The organism is Streptococcus milleri (assembly GCF_900636525.1).
Classification (GTDB): Bacteria; Bacillota; Bacilli; order Lactobacillales; family Streptococcaceae; genus Streptococcus; species Streptococcus hominis.
The window spans coordinates 1175912-1196837 of record NZ_LR134288.1; the positions used below are offsets into that span (position 1 = coordinate 1175912).

The following is a 20926-nucleotide window of genomic DNA, read 5'->3' on the forward strand; positions in this document are numbered from 1 at the left end:
AAAAAAGGAGGGAAACAAAAGAGAGCGGGGAAAAAGCTTCATTTCGTTGAATTCAGCTTTTCCTCACCCTCTTAAAATTATAAACTTTCTGCAAATTTTTGCTTGATGAATTGTGCAGAATACGCTAATTTTTCTTCCTCTTTTTCCGTTAAACTAAGTTTGACTTGCTCAAGAATTCCCTCACGTCCTACAATCGCTGGATAACTCAGGTAGGTGTCTAATGGCTGATAATAATTTGATACTGGCAATTCTTCATGTGAATCTGATACAAGAGCTACTGCTAAACGGATAGCTGCGCTCGCAATACCATAAGATGTGTATTTTTTGCCATAAAAGACGGTATGCCCTCCTTTAAGGGCTTCTAGAGCAATTTCATCCAACTCCTCGACCGAAGCAAATGTAGAAATCGGTTGCCCTTTTATCCGTACTTGGCTCCAAGCTGTAAATTGAGAATTCCCATGTTCTCCAAGATTGTAGCCATAAACACTTCGAGGATCGACACCAAAGCGAACACCAACTGCACGTTTCATACGAGCTGTGTCCAGTAGCGTTCCCGTTCCAATAACACGATCTTTAGGCAGACCAGTATAGTGTTGATAAAGACTAGTAATGACATCTACTGGATTACTAATAACAATGATAATCCCTTTAAATCCAACTTTTTTCAATTGTTCAGCGACAAAAGGAACTTCCTTGGATGTAAAGGGTAATTCAGCAAATCGATCGGCGTTGGGGTTATCTTGTAATTTGATATTGCCCAGTGCTGACACCACCACATCCGCATCTGCCAACGCCTGATAATCATTAACAATAATATTTGCGTGATGATTCAAATTTGCTGCGGCATCCTGAAAGTCAAGTGCATCTGCTTTGACTTTCGCTTCATTTTTATCAATCAACACATAATCATCAAAGGCTCCTTGCGCAATCAGACCATGCGCGACTGCGGCACCAACATTTCCCATACCAATAATCGCAATTTTACGTGACATAAAGCACCTCCATAAAATACACCGTTCAGCTTCACCATTAAACTGAAAATCTGTCTAGTTGATACATTTCATTATACTCAGAAATTAGTAAAAAACAAGTATTTAGTGGAAATATTCAGAAAATTCTCGCTAATTTGTTGAATCCTTTCTTCTCCTATGGATTTCATGCACATAAAAAGCTGACCAAAATCTTGAATCAGCTTGAATCATAACCTTATTTCAACAATTCTTGAACTGGATCAAAAATGATGCGTTCAATATCAGCCAAGTAAATAGACAATTGTTGTTGTTTATTGAAAAATTCAGTCAGGGCAGGATTGCCTTGAATCTTATCCCCAAACGACTTCATCTTGTCTTGCACTTCTTGCGTTGGCATTTGACCTGATTGCGCCATAGCTTGCAGTTCTTGTTGGAAAGCTAGATAGTCCTTTAAAAGGTTCTTTGCTTCACTATCAGCATCTACTGCTTTTTTACTTTCGACAACGGCTTTGTACTCAGGAAGGTCACGCAGAGTACGGCTTAATTCATTCGCTAAATCATAAATATTTGACATAGTTTTCCTCCTTAATCTAAAAAGACTTGATAGTGTGTCTTTTCTCTTATTATTTTAGCAGATTTTTCCAAATCTTCGCGATTTTTAAAGGTGATTTGCAAAATTCCGTTAATATCTTCGCGATTTTCTTCATTGATGTGAATATTGACAATGGATGTTCCCCTTAGAAGTTCCAACACTCCTAAAATAGCATCTTCTTCATCGGGAACATTGATGAAAATGTCATAAAAGCTATCCACACCTGCTCGTTTATGAATTTCCATAGCTTTTCGCACTTGGCGACCATGCTGAAAGAAATTCCAAATCACATCTTCATTTTTATTCTGAATAGCAAGTGAAATAGTATCCAATCGCTTCTTAAAATCTTCAATCCTCTCTAAAATGGCATCTGGATTTGTCAATAAAATCGAAGTCCACATGCTCGGTTCACTTTCTGCAATCCGTGTCATATCACGAAATCCCCCAGCAGCGAAATGCTGCGTCATTTCGTGCTGTTGAATATAAGCAGCGGCTTGATCCATAAGACTAGAAGCGAGAATATGCGGAAAATGACTAATCTGGCTGGTGACCCGGTCATGCTCTTTGGCATCAATCTCAATAAAGCGAGCATGCAGACCAGATAAGAGATTCTTCATTTCTGCTATCGTGCCTTCTTTCGTCAAATGAGACGGAGTAAAAATATAATAGGCGTTTTCAAAGAGATTTATATCTGCTGCACTAGCACCTGACTTATGACTACCAGCCATCGGATGAGCACCTACAAATCGAATAGTTTTTTCCTTTAGAGCTTCTTCAGCAGCAGCTACAATTTCAGCTTTGGTAGAGCCTGCATCTGAGATAATCACATCTTTTTTCAAATCTAGAGTTGCTAATTGCCTGATAAACTCAATGGTTTGCTTGATAGGGACAGCAAGAATAATCACATCTGCCAGAGGAGCAAATTCAGCAAACTGATTGGTCACTTGATCTACCATGCCTTTTTCAAGGGCAATTTTTCGGGATTCTTCTCCACGATTGTAACCTAATATAGTATAGTCTGGATGATCACGTCGAATTCCAAGTGCGATTGAAGAACCAATCAAACCAAGACCCGCAATATAAATAACTTTCTTTACCATGCTTACTCCTTACTTTGGCTCAACGATAAATCCCAGAACAATCGACACTAAAATAATAACCATAACAATCGCTGTGAAAATCGTATACATTTTATCTTTTGTTTTGACAAAAATGATAAATGTTGAAATCACTCGAAAAATCGGTGTCAAAATAAGCATAAAAGCCCCCAGCAACATAAACATTACTGCATTAAAAATGGAATGACTCTTTACATAGGCAACTGGATTAAACTGTTCCAAATTTTTTAAAGAAATGACCTGCTGACCACTAAAAAGGTAAAGAACCAAGCCAATAAACATAAAAAGAATGGAGAGAAAAATCCCTATGCGAAGAATTTTTCCCATGACCAAATCTAGCTGCTCTTTTTCTTCTTGCATTTTATCTGTCATTGCATACCTCGTATAAACATCTGCACACCCAAAGCTAATAAAGCGACTAGAAAAATCCAGCGCAATACTTTTACAGGCACATAAGGCATGATGCGGCTTCCGATGAAAGAACCTGCTAAAACACCTAAGGCGATTGGCGTAACCAATACTGGATTGATTTGCCCTACAAAAAGATAAAAGATAGCTGAAGCCGTTCCTGTCACTCCCATCATAAAGTTAGATGTTGCTGAACTAGCTTTTAAGGGCATTTTCATAACAGTATCCATGGCCAATACTTTGAAAGCACCCGCACCAATTCCTAAAAGCGCCGACATAACACCAGCAAAAAACATGACAACAGAGCCACCAGGGACATGGGTCACCTGGTACTTGATTGTTTGATTGAGACCTTTGTCAAAATATTCACCACCGAGATTTAATTTCTCTGCGATAGCATCATTGTGACTCACACTCTGATTGTCCTTTTTGTCATGAATCTTCTGGTACATATTAAATGCTTGAAAGAGCATGAGAGCGCCATAAAGTAAGAAAAGGACTTGTGAATCTGTTATTACTGATAACATAGCGCCTACAAAAGCTCCTAAAGTTGTGAAAATTTCCAAAAACATGGCAATGCGCAGATTGAGCATGTCATCTTTGAGATAGGCAATCGCAGAACCTGAACTAGTTGCTAAAACCGCAATAATAGAAGCTCCGACTGCATACTTGATGTCCACCCCAAATAAAAGAGTCAGCACAGGCGTAATAACAATTCCACCTCCAAGTCCTAGCAAAGCTCCCAAAATTCCTGCAAAAATTCCGACCAAAGTCATTGTAAAAATATAGGTGAGCATTAAAATCCTTTCACATAATTGCGGTATTGTTGAACGGCTTCTTTTAATTCTTCCAGATTATCCGAAGAGAATTTCTCCAAAACCTCAGTTGCAAGCACTGTTGCAACAACAGCTTCCATAACAACACCAGCAGCTGGAAGAGCTGTCGGATCGCTTCGCTCCACCGTTGCCTTATAAGGCTCATGTGTCTCAATATCAACGCTCATAAGTGGCTTGTAGAGAGTTGGAATCGGCTTCATCACTCCGCGCACTACAATAGGTTCTCCGTTGGTCATACCGCCCTCGAAACCGCCCAAATTGTTGGTGCGACGAGTAAATCCATCCTCTTTAGACCAGATTATTTCATCCATCACTTGACTGCCCTTAAGCCGCCCTGCTTCAAAACCAACTCCAAATTCCACACCTTTAAATGCATTGATAGAAACCACTCCTTGAGCAATTTTAGCATCTAGTTTTCTATCCCATTGAACATAGGAACCAAGCCCAACTGGCACACCACCGACAACGGTTTCAACAATTCCACCAATCGTGTCGCCATCTTTCTTTATCTGATCAATATAGGCTTTGATTTCTTCTTCTTGCTCTGAATTGACAATTGAAACTTCTGACCGACGAGCGCGTTTCTTGATTTCAGAAATGGTCAGATTTTCAGGTATCTCAATGTCAATGCCACCGAAAGTTACGATATGACTAGCCACCTCAACTCCGATTTCTTCTAAGAGACGCTTAGCAACTGCTCCCACCGCCACCCGCATGGTCGTTTCACGCGCAGAAGAGCGCTCCAATGAATTACGCAGATCATCAAAACGATATTTCATACCTCCGACCAAATCTGCATGACCCGGACGAGGTTTGGTAATCTTGCGCAGCTCTTTTTTCTTGTCATCCACATCTGCTACATTCATGATGTCCAACCATTTTTGATGATCTAGATTGGTCACATTGAGTGTAATCGGTCCCCCCATGGTTCGCCCATGCCGAACACCAGAAGTAATTTCCACTTTGTCACTCTCTATTTTCATACGAGCTCCACGACCATATCCGCCCTGACGGCGTTTCAACTCTGCATTGATATAGTCAGCTGTCAAAGGAAGCCCAGCTGGTACTCCTTCAATGATAGCTGTCAAACGCGGTCCATGTGACTCCCCAGCAGTTAAATATCTCATTTAATTACCTCATCTGTTGTTGCTATTTAGCACTTACTTTTCTAAATAATCTTTCATCTCTTCTAAAGGAATCTGATGAATGGCAGTCCTGCCTAATTCTGGAACAATGACTAATTTGATTGTCTTGCCCCGAGCTTTCTTATCATGAAGTAAGGCATGATAGAGCTCTTCTTGTCGCCAAGGTTGATAATCGGTCGGAAGACCAAACTTACAGCACATTTTTTCAATATCTGTGGTAATTCCTTTAGGCATCAGCCCCTTTTTTTCTGCTACGTATGCTACTTGAACCATGCCAATAGCCACGGCTTCTCCGTGCATGACTTTGCCATAACCAGCAGTCGCCTCCACTGCATGACCAATCGTATGTCCAAAATTTAGATAAAGGCGCACACCATTGTCAAGTTCGTCTTCCACTACTAGCTTTCGTTTGACATTGCAAGAATGATAGATGATACTTTCTGCATGCTCCAAAATGGATTCTGGACTACCATCCATGTCAGACAGTTCCTGCCATAGCTCCACGTCCTCAATCAAACCATACTTGATGACCTCTCCCATGCCTTCAATCAATTCACGTTGTCCTAAAGTTTTTAAAACATCTGGGTCAATCAGAACTCCGTCCGGCTGAGTAAAAGTACCCACCATGTTCTTAGCCCACGGCGTATTGACTCCTGTTTTCCCACCAATCGAAGAATCTACCTGAGCCGTCAAACTCGTCGGTATCTGTACAAAATGAACGCCTCGCATATAAGTTGAAGCTGCAAAGCCAGCCAAATCACCGACCACACCGCCACCCAAGGCAACAATACCATCACTGCGGGTCATCCCTACTTTAGCGAGAAATTCATAAACTTTATTGACCGTTGTTAAATTTTTACTAGCTTCCCCTTCCAGAAAATCAAATACAAACACTTCAAAGCCAGCAACTTCTAAGCTGCGTTTAACCGTTTCAGCATACAGACTTGCCACATGATTATCTGTGATGACAACGACCTTTTGAGCTGACCATAAACTTGCCAACCATTCTCCAGCTTTAGCTAAAGTCCCTTTTTCAATGACAATATCGTAAGGATGATTGGGGATATTCACATTTAATTTCATAGGCAACTCCTTATTTGTACTTTTTTTCCAATGTCTGCCAAATTTCTTTAGTTGGCATTTCTTTTCCTGTCCACAATTTGAATGCTTCTGCTGCTTGATACAGCAACATTCCCAAGCCATTCACTACTTCAACTTCTTGTCCTTTTGCCCATTTTAAAAATGGGGTTTCAAACGGCTGGTAAATCACATCTGCCACAAGAAGTGAATGTGGTAAACGAATACTGCTTGGTATCGGTAAAGCCTTACCGTCCATACCTAAACTAGTCCCATTGACCAATAAAGCAGAAATGTTAATTTTTTCTTGCAATAATTCTTGATTTTCTAAAGGTAATATCCAAATCTTCGCTGCAGTCTTCTGCTGAATTTCCTTCATTTTCTGCGAAACGCGTTCAAAAGAAGAATGGCGCGTAAACACAAAAATCTCATCAACACCATCTAAAGCAGCCTGCACAATAATCGCTGTCGCTGCCCCACCAGCTCCAAGCATGACCATTTTCTTACCCTTGACGACAAAAGAAGGCAAGCTCATAAAAAATCCCTTGCCATCTGTGTTATAACCAATCAATTTTCCATTTTGATTCACGACAGTGTTCACCGCCCCAATCATCTGCGCAGCCGGCGTGAGCTCATCTAAAAAAGGAATCACAGCCTGTTTATAAGGCATAGACAAATTGATTCCAAACATATTATAGCGGCAAGTGTTTTCAACAGTTGCTTTCAAGTCATCCTGTGAGATTTCCCAAGCCACATAAACTCCATTAACGCCCGTTTGCTCAAACGCTGCATTATGGATAAAAGGAGAAATACTGTGTTTGATTGGGTTGGCGACAACTGCCGCTAAACGAGTATAGCCGTCAATTTTCATTCAAAATCTCCTGAATTTGCTTCATATTAGTAAGAGAAATTTGACCTGGCGCACTGGATTCATCCAAGCTTGCAAATGACCAACTCGAGCCTGTCAAATCTGCTGTTATCCGCGAAATCTTTCCAATTTGACCCATGGAAATCATTACAAAATCCTGATCTGGATTTAAGGTTTTAAAACCACGCGTATAGTTCATCAAGTCCAACACATCTTGCTCGCTACGTGCCATAACAGAAACTTTCACCACTTTTGGTGTCAAACTGGTCAATTCAGATAAAATTTCCATCATATTTTCAGGCGTTTCTTTAAAATTATGATAGCTCAAAACAAGATTTGGAAAATCCAACATTTCCTCAAATCTATTTTTGTGAGAAAAATATTCAAAATCAATATAGTCTGGCTGATAAATCGTTGAGATTTCCTTAATGGTAGAAATATATTCATCATCCGTCAATTCAATATTTCCACCTTCGCCAATTGTTCTCAAAGTGAAAATCAATTCACGACCAGCAAATTTTTCAAAAATAGCAGGTGCAACGGTAAGAATATCATCTTTTGCTAAAAAATCCGCACGCCATTCAATAATGTCCGCGTCATCATAACGCGAGCTATCAATATTCTGCGCTTCCTCTAAATTTTTCGGCATCACTGATACGACTAATTTCATTTGTTCACCTTAATGGTAAATACCTTGAGGTAATTACTTCTTTCATCTTTTTTATTATAAGTAAAATCTGCTGGTAAACCGTATTCTTTCAAATAACGGTGCTTCATTCCTGCAAAACCTTTTTCAATTTCTTTTTTAAACTTAGTACGCGAAACATTCGCAGCATTTGTACTAGCAATGATAATCCCTTGGGGATTTAAAATTTCTAAAGACTGAGCAATTAATTTATGATAATCCTTCGCCACAGAAAAAGTTTGTTTTTTATTTCTTGCAAAACTCGGCGGATCTAACACAATTACATCATAAGTCAAACCATGTCTCTTAGCATATCTAAAGTAGTCAAATACATCCATCACCAAAAATGTATGATTGCTTAAGTCAAGATTATTCTCTCTAAAATGCGCTTCAGATAACTCCCGACTGCGTTTTGCTAAATCAACAGAGGTCGTCTGACTGGCTCCTCCCATCGCTGCCGCAACCGAAAAAGCTGCCGTGTAGGAAAACATATTTAACAGCGACTTGCCAGCTGCTAGACCGTCTACCAAGCTACCACGCACCTCATGCTGATCAAGGAAAATTCCTGTCATCAATCCATCATTTAAAAATACTTTATAACGAACGCCATTTTCTAAAATCGTGAAAAATGCTGGCGCTTCTTGCCCGTACAAATGAGCGGATTCAACATTCAAACCCTTAAAACGAATTTTCTCATACGCTCCTGTAACTTCTGGAAAAACCTGCTGAAATGCTTGAACAATAGTATCTTTAATCTCGTAAACAAAGAGATTATACCAAGAAAAAACAGCATATTCTTGATACAAATCTATTGTCAACCCACCAAAACCATCTCCTTCTTGATTAAAAAGGCGGTAAGCTGTTGTCTCTTTTGATTGTTGATAAACTTGTCGCTTTTCTTTCGCACACTGAAATAACTGACAGAAAAACGAGACATCAAAAACTACTTTCTTATGTGAGATAAACCAGCCGATACCCTTGTTTTGCGCTGATAAGTATGCGATACCTACAAAATTTCCTTTTGCATTTACCAATTCTACAACTTGATGATGAAAAGAAAGTGAAGGAAAATCTTGTTTTTCTAAAACAAATCGTCCTTTTTTTATGTTTTCTTCAGTATAAGAAGGAATCGTAAGCTGTTTCATAAGCTCTATTATATCAAATGTTATGAATTTTCTCAAAAAAATGTACTACTTATTACAAAATGATTGCAAAAAATGTGTTCATACGTAAAAATTCTATTTATTCTCAATGGATAAAAATCCTTTCTCTGTTTTTTATCTAGCAAAAGAAAATGCAACATTTTAAATTACCAACTTAAATCAAAAATATGTTATACTTAGTAGTGAAAATTTTAGGAAATAAGACAAGGAAGTATATATTTGTGAAAACTATGACTAGGAAGATACTCAACTTCATGAGTACAAGACTAGGTTTTGTCTTGACCTTACTGACCCTTTATTGGCTGAAAACCATGTGGGCTTATTCTGTTGACTTTAATCTTGATATTCAGGGTGCCTATCAAGTCTTTCTTGCGATTCTCAATCCCCTTCCATTGGGATTACTGTTGATTGGACTAGCACTTTATATTAAGCGCACCAAAGTTTTCTATATTCTAGCAGTTGCGCTTTACATTTTATTATTTGTCTGGCTCATTTCAAACTCTATCTATTATCGCGAGTTTAGTGATTTTGTTACTGTAAATACCATGCTCGCTTCAAGTAGTGTCTCAGCTGGTCTAGGAGAGGCTGCGCTTGAATTATTCCGACCTGGAGATTTTATTTACATCATTGATTTTCCAATCTTAGGTTTTCTTTTTTATAAAAAATGGATCCGTTTAGACGATCGGCCATTCAACAAGCGAGCTAGCTTTGCAATTACTGCTCTGTCCAGTATGCTTTTTTCAGCCAATCTCTTTTTAGCAGAAGTTGACCGTCCAGAGTTATTGACACGCGGCTTCTCTAATTATTATGTTGTCCGCGCTTTAGGCTTGCCAGCTTTTCTTGGCTATAGTGCTAATCAGACATATAGCGCCAACAAAGAACGCTCCAAAGCAAGTGCTGAAGATTTGAAACCAGTTGAAGAATACGTCAAGTCACACTATGCCGAGCCAAATAAAGAGTATTACGGAATTGCTAAAGGTAGAAATGTCATCTATCTTCATTTAGAAAGTTTCCAACAATTCCTGATTGATTATAAATTAAAGTCTGATGGCAAAGAATACGAAGTAACACCTTTCCTCAACTCACTATATCATTCCAACTCAACTTTTGCTTTTTCTAATATCTTTAATCAAGTAAAAGCCGGAAAAACATCTGATGCAGAAACCATGCTAGAAACTGGTTTATTTGGTCTCAATCAGGGGTCCTTTATGGTAAACTATGGTGGAACAAACACGCAGCAAGCTGCTCCGTATATTCTCTCAAAAAATGGATATAATTCTAGTGCCGTTTTCCACGGAAATGCTGGTAGTTTCTGGAATCGAAATACCACCTACAAACAATGGGGATATAACTATTTCTTCGATTCTTCTTACTTCTCTAAGCAAGACAAAACAAATTCATTCCAATATGGCTTGAATGATAAGATTATGTTCAAAGATTCTATTAAATATCTTGAACATTTGCAACAACCATTTTATGCAAAATATATCACCGTTTCTAATCACTATCCCTATACAACTAGCTTGATTGGAGACGAGACTGGTTTCCCACTTGCTTCGACTAAGGATGAAACAATCAATGGTTATTTTGCAACGGCCAATTATCTAGATTCTGCCGTTAAATCATTCTTTGACTACTTAAAAGCGTCTGGTCTTTATGAGAATTCAATCATCGTTCTTTATGGTGATCACTACGGTATCTCTAATTCACGGAATCCTTCGCTGGCACCACTACTAGGCAAAAACTCTGAAACTTGGTCTAGCTACGACAATGCCATGCTCCAAAGAGTTCCTTATATGGTTGTTATTCCTGGTATGACAAAAGGAAAAGTCATTAATACCTATGGCGGGCAAGTTGACCTTTTACCTACTCTGGAACATTTGCTCGGTATAGACTCTAAACAATACTTGCAAGTCGGTCAAGATTTGTTATCATCTAAACATCAACAAACCGTTGCCTTCCGTTCATCAAACTATTTCGTAACTCCTAAGTATACTAGCTATAGTGGACGTACTTACTACACAGAAACAGGAGAAGAAATTACCAATCCAGATGAAACAACTAAGGCAGAATTGGAAAAAATCCGCAACACAACTAATGAGCAGTTGAAAATGAGTGACCTGATTCAAACCGGAGACTTGCTTCGCTTCTATACTGGAAATGATTTAGGGAAAGTGAATCCTAAGAACTATTCTTATACCAACTCACTTAAATCATTATTATCTATTGAAAAGAAAAAAGGTGATGAATCTACAAGTCTTTATAGCAAACGAGGTGGTAATTCAACTGTTGATCTGTTTAATTCCCCAAGCTATCGTGCTCTTCACCCTGAACAATTTGAATCAACAAGTAGCGGTTCTTCCTCATCAACAGAAGAATCCAGCTCTTCTTCTAAATAACCAAAAATCCCATACAAGTAAAATGAACTGTATGGGATTTTATAATGAAAGAAAGCACTCAATCTATCAATGTTTTGATGACTTGATTGACTTGATCAAAGAAGAATTGCTCCTCGTCATAAGTAATGCCTGTTGCCTTCGCCAACAAAATCAATATTTCCATAAAAAATTGAGAAGAAAAACCTGTAGTGGAATGCAATTCTTCTTCGTCAAAATGTTTAATTAAATGCGCTAATGGGTTCCGAACGGATTTCTCCAACTTTCGTAGTTCTTTGACCATGATTTTAACTTGCTCTGGTAAATCCAACAGTAAAATCAAGCTAGCCAGACTAGAAGAATGAACTGGACTTTCAGCATGGAAAGTACTCAAAATAGGATGATCTGTATTTTTCATCTTTTCAAAATTCCAACGATCGTAACTCGCTTCTCTGGAATTATGAATGTAGGATTCAATATCAGGAATTTCCAGCTTGATTAAACGCATAAAAATCCGATAAATAGCTGGACTAACAGCACGAATAAAATCAATCACTTGTTCATTCTTCAGTTTTGCTTCTAAATCATAGAGATAATTTGCTAATTGCTCATCTTCCTCAGACTCATGACAAAAAAGTTGAAAATCATTTCTAATTTTCAACTGATATTCCATAGCAGGGCGAATATTTAACTCTCTCCGCTCTGCCATGATATACAAAAGTTCAACTAGCTTTGATTCTGCATCGTTCAGTCTTTGAGCCAATTTATAGGCATGAGCATAATCATAGCGAGAAATAGCATACACTATTTCTTCTTTTATATCTAAATTTCCAAGCATCACTCTGAAATAATCGTTTCTAAGCCGACTTTCATCATATCTGTGAAAGTCGTTTGACGTTCTTCTGCTGTTGTATCTTCGTCAAGATTAACCAAGCTATCTGAAATAGTCATAATGCCAAGTGCTTCGACATTATATTGAGCCGCTAGATAGTAAAGAGCTGCCGCTTCCATTTCCACAGCCAGAACTCCCATTTTACCAAGTTCAATATTTTTTTCACCATAGTTTGAGTAGAAAACATCTGATGATAAGACACTTCCAACGTGCGTAGTCATACCAAAATCCTTGGCAAGGTGATAAGCCTTATCTAAAAGACGAAAACTTGCAATTTGTGGAAAGTCATATTGAGGCCAATCATTACGAATGATATTTGAATTTGTCGCTGCTGCTTGCGCTAATACCAATTCACGTACATGAACGTCTTTATTCAACGAACCAGCCGTTCCTACACGAATTAAACGTTTCACGCCGTAGTTAACAATCAACTCATGCGCATAGATAGAAATAGACGGAATTCCCATTCCAGTTCCCATAACACTAACACGATGCCCCTTATAAGTTCCTGTATAGCCAAACATGTTGCGAACTTCATTGAAGCATATAGCGTCCTCTAAGAAGTTTTCAGCAATAAATTTGGCACGGAGTGGGTCTCCAGGTAGTAAAATTTTATCGGCAATTTCGCCTTGTTTTGCTGCAATATGGATTGACATAAGTAAGATACCAAGTCCGTCAAAAACCTAAACTGAAAAGTACAAGCGCTAAAAAACTTTTCTTAGGAGCTTATTCATCTCAGAAAGGATTGCGTACGGATTTTATTCCTTTCGTTTTTAGTTGAGTTCAGAAAGAGATGTGATTGTAAGCTCAATCTTCGACTCTTTTTACATTTATGTTTTTTATAGTTCTGCAAGGATTGCTTTTACAAGTCCTTTAAAGTTTTCCTTGATACGTTCTGTCACTTCTACGACTTCTTCGTGGTTTAGCTCGCTTTGAAAACCAGCTGCAAAGTTTGTAATAGCTGAAATTCCCAATACTTTCAAACCTGAGTGCGCTGCCACAATTACTTCCGGAACAGTTGACATACCAACAGCACTTGCACCTAATGTTTGGAAAGCACGGATTTCTGCTGGTGTTTCATACGTTGGTCCCGTCACACCCAGATAAACTCCTTCTTTCAATTCAATGCCTAATTTTTCTGCTACGGTGTGGGCTTTTTCACGGTAAGCTTTTGTATAAGCATCAGACATATCTGGGAAGCGTGGACCAAATTCATCCAAATTCGCTCCAATCAAAGGATTCTGCCCCGTCAAATTGATATGGTCTGAAATAGCCATTAACGTCCCTGGACCATATCCAATCCCTCCAGCGGCATTGGTAACAATGACACCTTCACAGCCTAGCGCTTTCATTACACGGACAGGGAAAGTCACTACTTCCATTGGATTGCCTTCGTAAAAATGGAAACGTCCTTGCAAAGCCAGTACTTTCCGACCTGCTAAGTCGCCATAAACCAATTTACCAGCATGCCCCACCACTGTTGAGCGACCCCAATTTGGAATGCCTGCATAGTCAATGCTGACAGCATTTTCAATCTCACCAGCTAATTCTCCCAAACCAGAACCGAGAATCAAACCAAATTCTGGTGCAGTAATTCCTTTATCTTTTAAAAACTGTGCTGTTTCGTTAATTCTATCCATTAAATTCATATCTTTATCCTTTTATATCTTTTTTAATTTTCACTCGAAAAATGCTGAATGACACAATTACATCCCACTCTCAAGAGCATATTCTAATCTTTCTTGTTCTTTTTGAACAGCATTTAGTGCAATACTAATTCGGACCGAATCCATGACAATGACATAAATATAATAACATGTGACATAAAATTCTATTCTCCTTTTGATTTGGTTGATTTTAAAATTTGCACGCCGTTTCTTCCAGCAACAATGACCATATCCACCATTTGATTAAAGAGTCCATGTTCTACCACACCGACTACATGATCTAGCTTTTGCCCAAATTCGACTGGATTTTCAATCACGCCTAAGTCAAGATCGATAATGAAATTCTGCATATCCGTGACATAGCGCTTCCCATTTTTTTCACGAAATGACGGTTTATAGCCTGCATGTTCAAAACGACGGAAAAGCTGTTCTGCTCCGTATTGTACGACTTCTACCGGTAATTTGAAAGCACCTAGTTTACCAACCATTTTACTTTCATCAACTACCCAAATGTAGGTTTTGGTTGGAGTTGCGACAACTTTTTCCATAAGCAGAGCGCCGCCACCGCCTTTGATACCGTTGAAGTCAGTATCCACCTCATCAGCTCCGTCAACGGTCACGTCTACTTCATCTACTTCATCAATTGATTTCAAAGGAATATCTAAACGCCGAGCTTGTTCACTCGTTGTGCTTGAAGTTGTAACTGCTGTTATTTTCAGTCCTTCTTCCTTGATACGCCGTCCAACTTCTTCCACAAAATAATAGGCAGTCGAACCCGTTCCTAAACCAACTACCATACCGTCTTTCACATATTCTGCAGCTTTGATTCCTGCCATTTTTTTGAGGTTTTCCATTTTTGCTCCTTTATTCAATCTGCTTCTAGTATACCATGATTTGCCAACTTTAGCACCCCAAAAATGAAACCACTTTCTTTTTAAATGATCCCTTTTTTACAAACATTCTAAAATCCGAATATTCTATTTTTCTTGATTATAAGACACCAAAAATTCCAAATTTTCTCCGTCATAATTTGATATATCAAACGAATAAGCGAATGATGATTGAACCTTTCTTAAAATTTATTTTATTGTATTAAAGAGAGATGATGAACTTATTTGAACAAAAATAGCATGTAAAAACCTTGCGACTAACCTTGTTTTGCGTTACAATGAATATAGATTGCATAAACACATTATAAGGATTAAATTGATGATAACCAAAGAATTTGATACGATTGCTGCCATTTCCACTCCTCTTGGTGAAGGGGCTATCGGCATTGTTAGACTGAGCGGGACGAATAGCTTTGCCATTGCTCAAAAAATCTTCAAAGGAAAAGATTTAAGTACGGTTGCCAGTCACACACTAAATTATGGGCATATTATTGACCCAGAAAAAAACGAAATTTTAGATGAAGTTATGATTGGAGCTATGCGTTCTCCGAAAACCTTCACACGTGAAGACGTGATTGAGATTAACACCCACGGAGGGATTGCTGTGACCAACGAAATCCTCCAATTAGCTATTCGCGAAGGTGCCAGAATGGCAGAACCTGGTGAATTTACCAAGCGCGCCTTTCTCAATGGACGTGTGGATTTGACGCAAGCAGAGGCTATCATGGACATTATTCGGGCAAAAACGGACAAAGCCATGAATATCGCCGTCAAGCAACTGGACGGTTCTCTGTCCGACCCCATCAACAACACACGTCAGGAAATTCTTAACACACTGGCTCAAGTCGAGGTCAATATTGACTATCCAGAATATGATGACGTTGAGGAAATGACTACCAAACTGTTGCGTGAAAAAACTGCTGAATTTGAAAAACTGCTGACTCAACTTTTAAAAACAGCTCGTCGCGGTAAGATTCTACGCGAAGGAATTTCGACTGCTATTATTGGTCGCCCTAATGTTGGAAAATCTAGTCTCCTTAACAACTTGCTCCGTGAAGATAAGGCTATTGTAACGGACATTGCTGGAACCACTCGCGATGTCATTGAAGAATATGTCAACATCAACGGAGTGCCACTCAAGTTGATTGATACTGCGGGTATTCGTGATACAGATGATATTGTCGAACAAATCGGAGTAGAACGTTCTAAAAAAGCGCTCCAAGACGCTGACCTTGTGCTTCTTGTGCTAAATGCAAGCGAGCCATTGACAGAACAAGACCGCAAACTGTTAGAAATCAGTCAAGACACCAATCGTATCTTGCTGCTCAATAAAACCGACTTAGAAGAAAAGATTGAAGTTGACCAGCTTCCCGATGACTTTATCAAGATTTCTGTTCTCCAAAATCAAAATATTGATAAAATCGAAGAACGAATCAACCAACTTTTCTTTGAAAATGCAGGTATTGTAGAACAAGATGCTACTTATCTCTCTAACGCTCGCCATATTTCTCTGATTGAAAAAGCTGTCGAAAGTCTCCACGCTGTCAATGAGGGACTGGATTTAGGAATGCCTGTTGACTTAGTGCAAGTGGATCTCACCCGAACATGGGAAATCCTTGGTGAAATCACAGGTGACGCCGCTCCTGATGAACTCATTAGCCAACTTTTCAGCCAATTTTGCTTAGGAAAATAATAGTAAACAAATTCGAACAAAAACAAGTAAGCTCTATGATTCCTATAGGAATAACCTTAGAAATCATAGAGCTTTTTACTTCTCATCAAAAAGAGAATAAGACAGAACTAAAAATTTTTGTTTAGTTCGTAGTTTCAGCCTTTCATTACTAAACCGATAAAATGGCAGAAACTTCGTTCTCACAGAGCAGACACAACATTACAATCTAATTGTCATGAACGGAGAACCTTCTGTATTGTCAGTTGGATCCAAACTCCGTACTCTAAATAAATAATCTACTGAATAATAGCCATTATTATTAGCATTATACGGATCCATTACATAAGTCATTCCGTTGTTATAGCCTTTCATGACCAGTTCATGTGTAACAGGATAATTTGCAAATACACTGGTTCCTACTGCACCAAGCACATGGTGTCCCATAGCAAGTGCTTCTCGCACAGCTGCAGTTGACCCTAAAGTCTCTGTTTTTAGACCCCAATGCCGTGCTGCTAATACAATTCCGTGGCTCGTTGTTCCGTAACTTCTCTTATTAAATTCATTCGTAGAATGATAGAGATAATCGGCCACAGTCGTTGGCAAGACAGTCTGTCCTGTAATACCAGAAATTGCCATAGCGACTGTCGTTGGAACGCAGCCTGTTGCAGCAAACGTATAGCCACCATAAGTTCGTCCTGCCCAACGACTATCACGTTGAGAATAATATGGTGTCGGATAAGACGTTTTAGAAACTTGTACTGTTGTACCGCCTACTCCAACCAGCTTACCATTGTTTTGAATGTAATACAAATGAACATTGTATTCGCCGGTTGAGTTCTTATGGTCACTCGCTTTGACAGTTATCTTATAGGTACCATCAGCTCGTTTTGCAGCAGTATACCAAATGATGTCATCTTGACCATTTACACTAGACCAAGTTGGTAGTTTCACTTCACGAACACCATTAGGGCTGGAAACATTAGACACTACCACGTCAAATGTTCCTGTTTTAGGATTATTATTTTGAATCGTGATTTTTCCAGTTGGTTTAAGGTTTTCCGCAGAAATTGTCACATTGGTTGATGTACCGCCTACTCCAATTAATGTTCCATTGTTTTGAACATAGTACAAATGAATATAGTACAAACCGGTTGAATTCTTATGATCACTTGCTTTAATGAATGCCTTATAAGTTCCATTGGTCTGTCTAGTGGCAGTGTACCAGATAATATCGTCCTGACCATTGACATTAGACCAGGTCGGTAATTTCACTTCACGAACACCATCTGGATTAGAAACGTTGGAAACAATTACTTCAAAAGTCCCTTTATTGGCATCTTTATTTTGAATTGTTAATGTACCTTTTGGACGTGCAATTGAAACTTCTGTCGTTGTGCCACCAATCCCAACGATTTTACCATTTCCTTGGATGTAGTAAAGATGAATATGGTACAAACCTGTGCTTCTTTTATGGTCACTCGCTTTGACAGTTGTTTTGTAAGTTCCATTGGCCTGTCTAGTGGCAGTGTACCAGATAATATCGTCCTGACCATTGACATTAGACCAGGTCGGTAATTTCACTTCACGAACGCCGTAAGGGCTAGAAACACCTGAAACAATCACATCAAAGGTTCCTGTGTTAGGATTATTATTCGCAATTGTAATATTGCCTTTTGCTCTTGCTAAAGATACAATTACTTGCGTTCCTGCTACTCCAACGATTTTGCCATTGTCTTGGATATAATACAGATGAACATTATATAGACCTGTTGAATATTTGTGATCACTTACCTTGACAGTTATCTTATACGTTCCATCAGCTTGTTTTTTAGCGGTATACCAGATAATATCATCTTGACCATCTACATTAGACCAGGTCGGTAATTTCACTTCACGAACACCATCTGGACTGGAAACGCCTGAGACAATCACATCAAAAGTTCCTGCGTCTGGATTGTTATTTGTGATAGTCAAAGTACCTTTAGGATGCGCAATCGAAACTGTTGTCGTTGTCCCTGTTACTCCTACCAACTGATTATTTTCTTGGATATAATATACATGAATATTATACTCTCCAGTTGATTTTTTATGATCAGTCGCTTTAACTGTTACTTTGTAAGTTCCATTGGCTTGTTTCTTAGCAGTATACCAGATAATATCATCTTGACCACCGATGCTGGACCAAGTTGGAACTTTCACTTCACGAACGCCATAAGGACTGGAAACATTGGAAATAAGGACATCAAAAGTTCCTGTGTCTGGATTATTATTAGCAATGGTCACTTTCCCTTGAGGTCGTCCAAATGAAAGCTCGGTAGTTGTTCCACCTACGCCAACCAACCTCCCATTATTTTGGATGTAATAAAGGTGAATGTGATAGAGTCCTGTAGAAAATTTGTGATCTACTGCCCTTACTGTTACTTTATAAGTTCCATCAGCCTGTTTAGCAGCTGTATACCAAATAATGTCATCTTGACCATTGACATTAGACCAGGTCGGTACTTTCACTTCACGAACGCCGTAAGGAGCAGAAACGTCCGACACAATCACATCAAAGGTTCCCGTGTTAGGATTCTTGTTTTGAACCGTGATTTTTCCCTTTATTGGCTGATTTACAGCACGATTGCTTGGAGTTGCCTTATTCGTAAATCGTCCAGTATAATCCACGCTTTGGTCAAAAACATGACGACCAAGTAGTAGTTCAGCTTGCGAAGTAAACTGCCAAGCACCTGCTTCACTATTATATTTCAGTGTTTTCGCATCATCTGCACTTAATTTTGAAGTTGGATATTGTGCTACCCAGAAATTCTCCAAGCCAAATTGCTCTGTTTGGATTGGTCCTTTCGTTCTGAGATTATTTCGATCAAGCCAACTTGCACTTGTATAGTACATCAAATTTGAAAAACCCATACGCCGCATTTCATCTGCCCAAGCTTGAGTAGTTGCATTGATATTCGGACGCATATCAGAATCTTCAATATCATTTACCATAACAGTTGAGGAAGGAAGGTTCAATCGTCTTGCTTCCTCTGCAAAATAGCGCGCTTCTGCTCTTGCTTCTGCTTCATTAGTATAATGAGAAAAAGCATAAGCCGACACTTGCATACCTGCCGCTTGTGCATTCTGTGTTTGAGAAGCCGCATAAGGATTTTTATAACTCGTTCCTTCTGTTAATTTGACAACAACCCCATTTACCCCTTTTTCAGCTAAATGTTGATAATCCTCTTTGCTGATATGTCCATTATGACTGCTGACATCCACAAAAGTTGATTTTTTCACTTGTGCATCAGGATTACTTCTAGCTGTTGCTTGATTATTCTGTGCAGCAAAAAAAGTTGACTTGTTGTCTTTTTTAGTCTCAGTTGTAGTTGTCGAATTTTCTTTTACAACATTTTGTTCTTCTAAAACTTTAGCTTCAGTTGAAGCGGTTGATGAAGCAGTTGCTTCATTTTTAGATGAAGAAGATGAAGTTGTTTGATTTATTGGAGCAGTTTGAGTTACTTCTTTTGTTTGGAGTTCAACTGAAGAATGAGCTTCTTGTTTATTGACTTCTACTGTCGGCTGTGGCGTAGAAGTTTTTACAGGTTCATCAGCAAAAACCTGATGTGAACTAGCTGCAATTAAAATAGCTGTGCTTGCTAAATAAAATAAACTTTTCTTTTTCATTTTATTTCTCCATTTTAAAATAAGCCTGCCATAAAATATGGCAAGCTAACTATTTCTTTTAAGAATTATTTTACAAAGTCCAACAATGCAAGGAAACTTTCTGCTTCAAGTGATGCTCCACCAACAAGGGCACCGTCAACATCCGGACATGCCATGTATTCAGCTACATTGTTCGGTTTTACTGAGCCGCCGTATTGTACACGTACTTTGTCAGCCACTTCTTGACCAAAGTCAGCTGCTACAACATCACGAACTGCTTTACACATTTTTTGAGCATCGTCTTGAGTAGCTGATTTACCAGTACCGATAGCCCAGATTGGTTCGTAAGCAATGACAAGAGAAGACACTTGTTCTGCTGTCAATCCTTTAAGGGCTGCAGATACTTGAGCACCTACAAATTCCACTGCTTTACCAGCTTCGTAAGTTTCAAGAGATTCACCACAGCAGATGATTGGAAGAAGACCGTTGCGGAAGATAGCATGAGCTTTCTTGTTGATATCTTCGTCTGTTTCATGGAAATAGTCACGACGTTCAGAGTGACCAATTACAACATAATCAAGACCCATTTCAGAAAGAACTTTGGGACTATTTTCACCAGTAAATGCACCAGCATCTTCAAAATAAGTATTTTGTGCAGCAACTTTAAGATTTGAACCTTTTGCTGCAGCAAGAACTGTCGTCAAATCAAGCGCAGGAGCTGCGATACCTGCTTCAACAAGATCAGATGAAGGAAGTTTACTTGCAACTGCTTCTACAAAAGCTTTAGCTTCTTCTGGATTTTTATTCATTTTCCAGTTACCAGCAATAAATGGTTTACGTGACATTTCACATACCTCTTCTTTTTTTATTTACATCTATTATTTTACCATAATTTAATAGAGAAATAAAGACTGAGTCGAAT

The 20926-nt window shown here is 38.8% G+C and carries 18 protein-coding genes; 2 read left to right on the forward strand and 16 right to left on the reverse strand.

From position 1 onward, the window contains the following. Positions 1 to 77 precede the first annotated feature (77 nt). The 10 genes from EL087_RS05755 to EL087_RS05800 all read right to left on the reverse strand — a co-directional run bounded on the left by EL087_RS05755 (position 78) and on the right by EL087_RS05800 (position 8845). A complete protein-coding gene (locus EL087_RS05755; RefSeq protein ID WP_126407391.1) occupies positions 78 to 992 on the reverse strand; it encodes an L-lactate dehydrogenase in 915 nt (304 codons plus the stop codon). A 214-nt stretch (positions 993 to 1206) separates the two neighbouring features. Further along, a complete protein-coding gene (locus tag EL087_RS05760) occupies positions 1207 to 1545 on the reverse strand; it encodes a YlbF/YmcA family competence regulator (protein WP_003029032.1) in 339 nt (112 codons plus the stop codon). A gap of 11 nt (positions 1546 to 1556) precedes the next feature. Beyond that, complete coding sequence (locus EL087_RS05765) at positions 1557 to 2663, reverse strand: prephenate dehydrogenase (RefSeq protein WP_126407393.1); 1107 nt, start codon at positions 2661 to 2663, stop codon at positions 1557 to 1559. A gap of 9 nt (positions 2664 to 2672) precedes the next feature. After that, positions 2673 to 3053, reverse strand: coding sequence for a DUF1634 domain-containing protein (locus tag EL087_RS05770; protein ID WP_126407395.1), 381 nt, complete (start codon positions 3051 to 3053; stop codon positions 2673 to 2675). Next, entirely contained in the window at positions 3050 to 3886 is an 837-nt protein-coding gene (locus EL087_RS05775) for a sulfite exporter TauE/SafE family protein (RefSeq protein ID WP_126407397.1), read from the reverse strand. The genes EL087_RS05770 and EL087_RS05775 overlap by 4 nt, the downstream gene beginning before the upstream one ends. Continuing rightward, positions 3886 to 5052: a chorismate synthase gene (gene aroC, locus EL087_RS05780; protein ID WP_126407399.1), complete on the reverse strand. Its 1167-nt coding sequence runs from the start codon at positions 5050 to 5052 to the stop codon at positions 3886 to 3888. The genes EL087_RS05775 and aroC overlap by 1 nt, the downstream gene beginning before the upstream one ends. A 33-nt stretch (positions 5053 to 5085) precedes the next feature. Further along, positions 5086 to 6153 (reverse strand): 3-dehydroquinate synthase, encoded by a 1068-nt coding sequence (gene aroB, locus EL087_RS05785; RefSeq protein ID WP_126407401.1) that lies wholly within the window; start codon positions 6151 to 6153, stop codon positions 5086 to 5088. Positions 6154 to 6163: 10 nt separating this feature from the next. Next, entirely contained in the window at positions 6164 to 7018 is an 855-nt protein-coding gene (locus EL087_RS05790) for a shikimate dehydrogenase (RefSeq protein ID WP_126407403.1), read from the reverse strand. Then, positions 7008 to 7685 carry a type I 3-dehydroquinate dehydratase gene (gene aroD / locus EL087_RS05795; protein ID WP_126407405.1) on the reverse strand — a complete coding sequence of 226 codons (678 nt, stop codon included), beginning with the start codon at positions 7683 to 7685 and terminating at the stop codon, positions 7008 to 7010. The genes EL087_RS05790 and aroD overlap by 11 nt, the downstream gene beginning before the upstream one ends. Next, positions 7682 to 8845, reverse strand: coding sequence for a class I SAM-dependent rRNA methyltransferase (locus EL087_RS05800; RefSeq protein WP_126407407.1), 1164 nt, complete (start codon positions 8843 to 8845; stop codon positions 7682 to 7684). The genes aroD and EL087_RS05800 overlap by 4 nt, the downstream gene beginning before the upstream one ends. A 248-nt stretch (positions 8846 to 9093) precedes the next feature. On the opposite strand from EL087_RS05800, the gene EL087_RS05805 reads away from it, so the two are divergent. Then, on the forward strand, positions 9094 to 11262 hold the full coding sequence (locus EL087_RS05805; RefSeq protein ID WP_390614111.1) for an LTA synthase family protein: 2169 nt from the start codon (positions 9094 to 9096) through the stop codon (positions 11260 to 11262). A gap of 58 nt (positions 11263 to 11320) precedes the next feature. On the opposite strand, the gene EL087_RS05810 is transcribed toward EL087_RS05805, so the two are convergent. The 4 genes from EL087_RS05810 to rpiA all read right to left on the reverse strand — a co-directional run bounded on the left by EL087_RS05810 (position 11321) and on the right by rpiA (position 14651). Beyond that, complete coding sequence (locus EL087_RS05810; protein ID WP_126407411.1) at positions 11321 to 12076, reverse strand: hypothetical protein; 756 nt, start codon at positions 12074 to 12076, stop codon at positions 11321 to 11323. Beyond that, positions 12076 to 12786, reverse strand: coding sequence for a purine-nucleoside phosphorylase (gene deoD, locus EL087_RS05815; protein WP_049534371.1), 711 nt, complete (start codon positions 12784 to 12786; stop codon positions 12076 to 12078). The genes EL087_RS05810 and deoD overlap by 1 nt, the downstream gene beginning before the upstream one ends. A gap of 183 nt (positions 12787 to 12969) precedes the next feature. Then, positions 12970 to 13779, reverse strand: coding sequence for a purine-nucleoside phosphorylase (locus EL087_RS05820; protein WP_126407413.1), 810 nt, complete (start codon positions 13777 to 13779; stop codon positions 12970 to 12972). 182 nt (positions 13780 to 13961) lie between these two features. After that, positions 13962 to 14651: a ribose-5-phosphate isomerase RpiA gene (rpiA, locus tag EL087_RS05825; protein ID WP_059220878.1), complete on the reverse strand. Its 690-nt coding sequence runs from the start codon at positions 14649 to 14651 to the stop codon at positions 13962 to 13964. A gap of 355 nt (positions 14652 to 15006) precedes the next feature. Here rpiA and mnmE point away from each other — a divergent pair, with 355 nt between their 5' ends. Then, positions 15007 to 16380: a tRNA uridine-5-carboxymethylaminomethyl(34) synthesis GTPase MnmE gene (mnmE, locus tag EL087_RS05830; RefSeq protein ID WP_126407415.1), complete on the forward strand. Its 1374-nt coding sequence runs from the start codon at positions 15007 to 15009 to the stop codon at positions 16378 to 16380. A 198-nt stretch (positions 16381 to 16578) separates the two neighbouring features. On the opposite strand, the gene EL087_RS05835 is transcribed toward mnmE, so the two are convergent. Together EL087_RS05835 and tpiA are read right to left on the reverse strand one after the other, a co-directional pair. Then, positions 16579 to 20025: a GBS Bsp-like repeat-containing protein gene (locus EL087_RS05835; RefSeq protein WP_126407417.1), complete on the reverse strand. Its 3447-nt coding sequence runs from the start codon at positions 20023 to 20025 to the stop codon at positions 16579 to 16581. A 65-nt stretch (positions 20026 to 20090) separates the two neighbouring features. Next, positions 20091 to 20849 (reverse strand): triose-phosphate isomerase, encoded by a 759-nt coding sequence (tpiA, locus tag EL087_RS05840; protein ID WP_003023935.1) that lies wholly within the window; start codon positions 20847 to 20849, stop codon positions 20091 to 20093. Positions 20850 to 20926 lie beyond the last annotated feature (77 nt).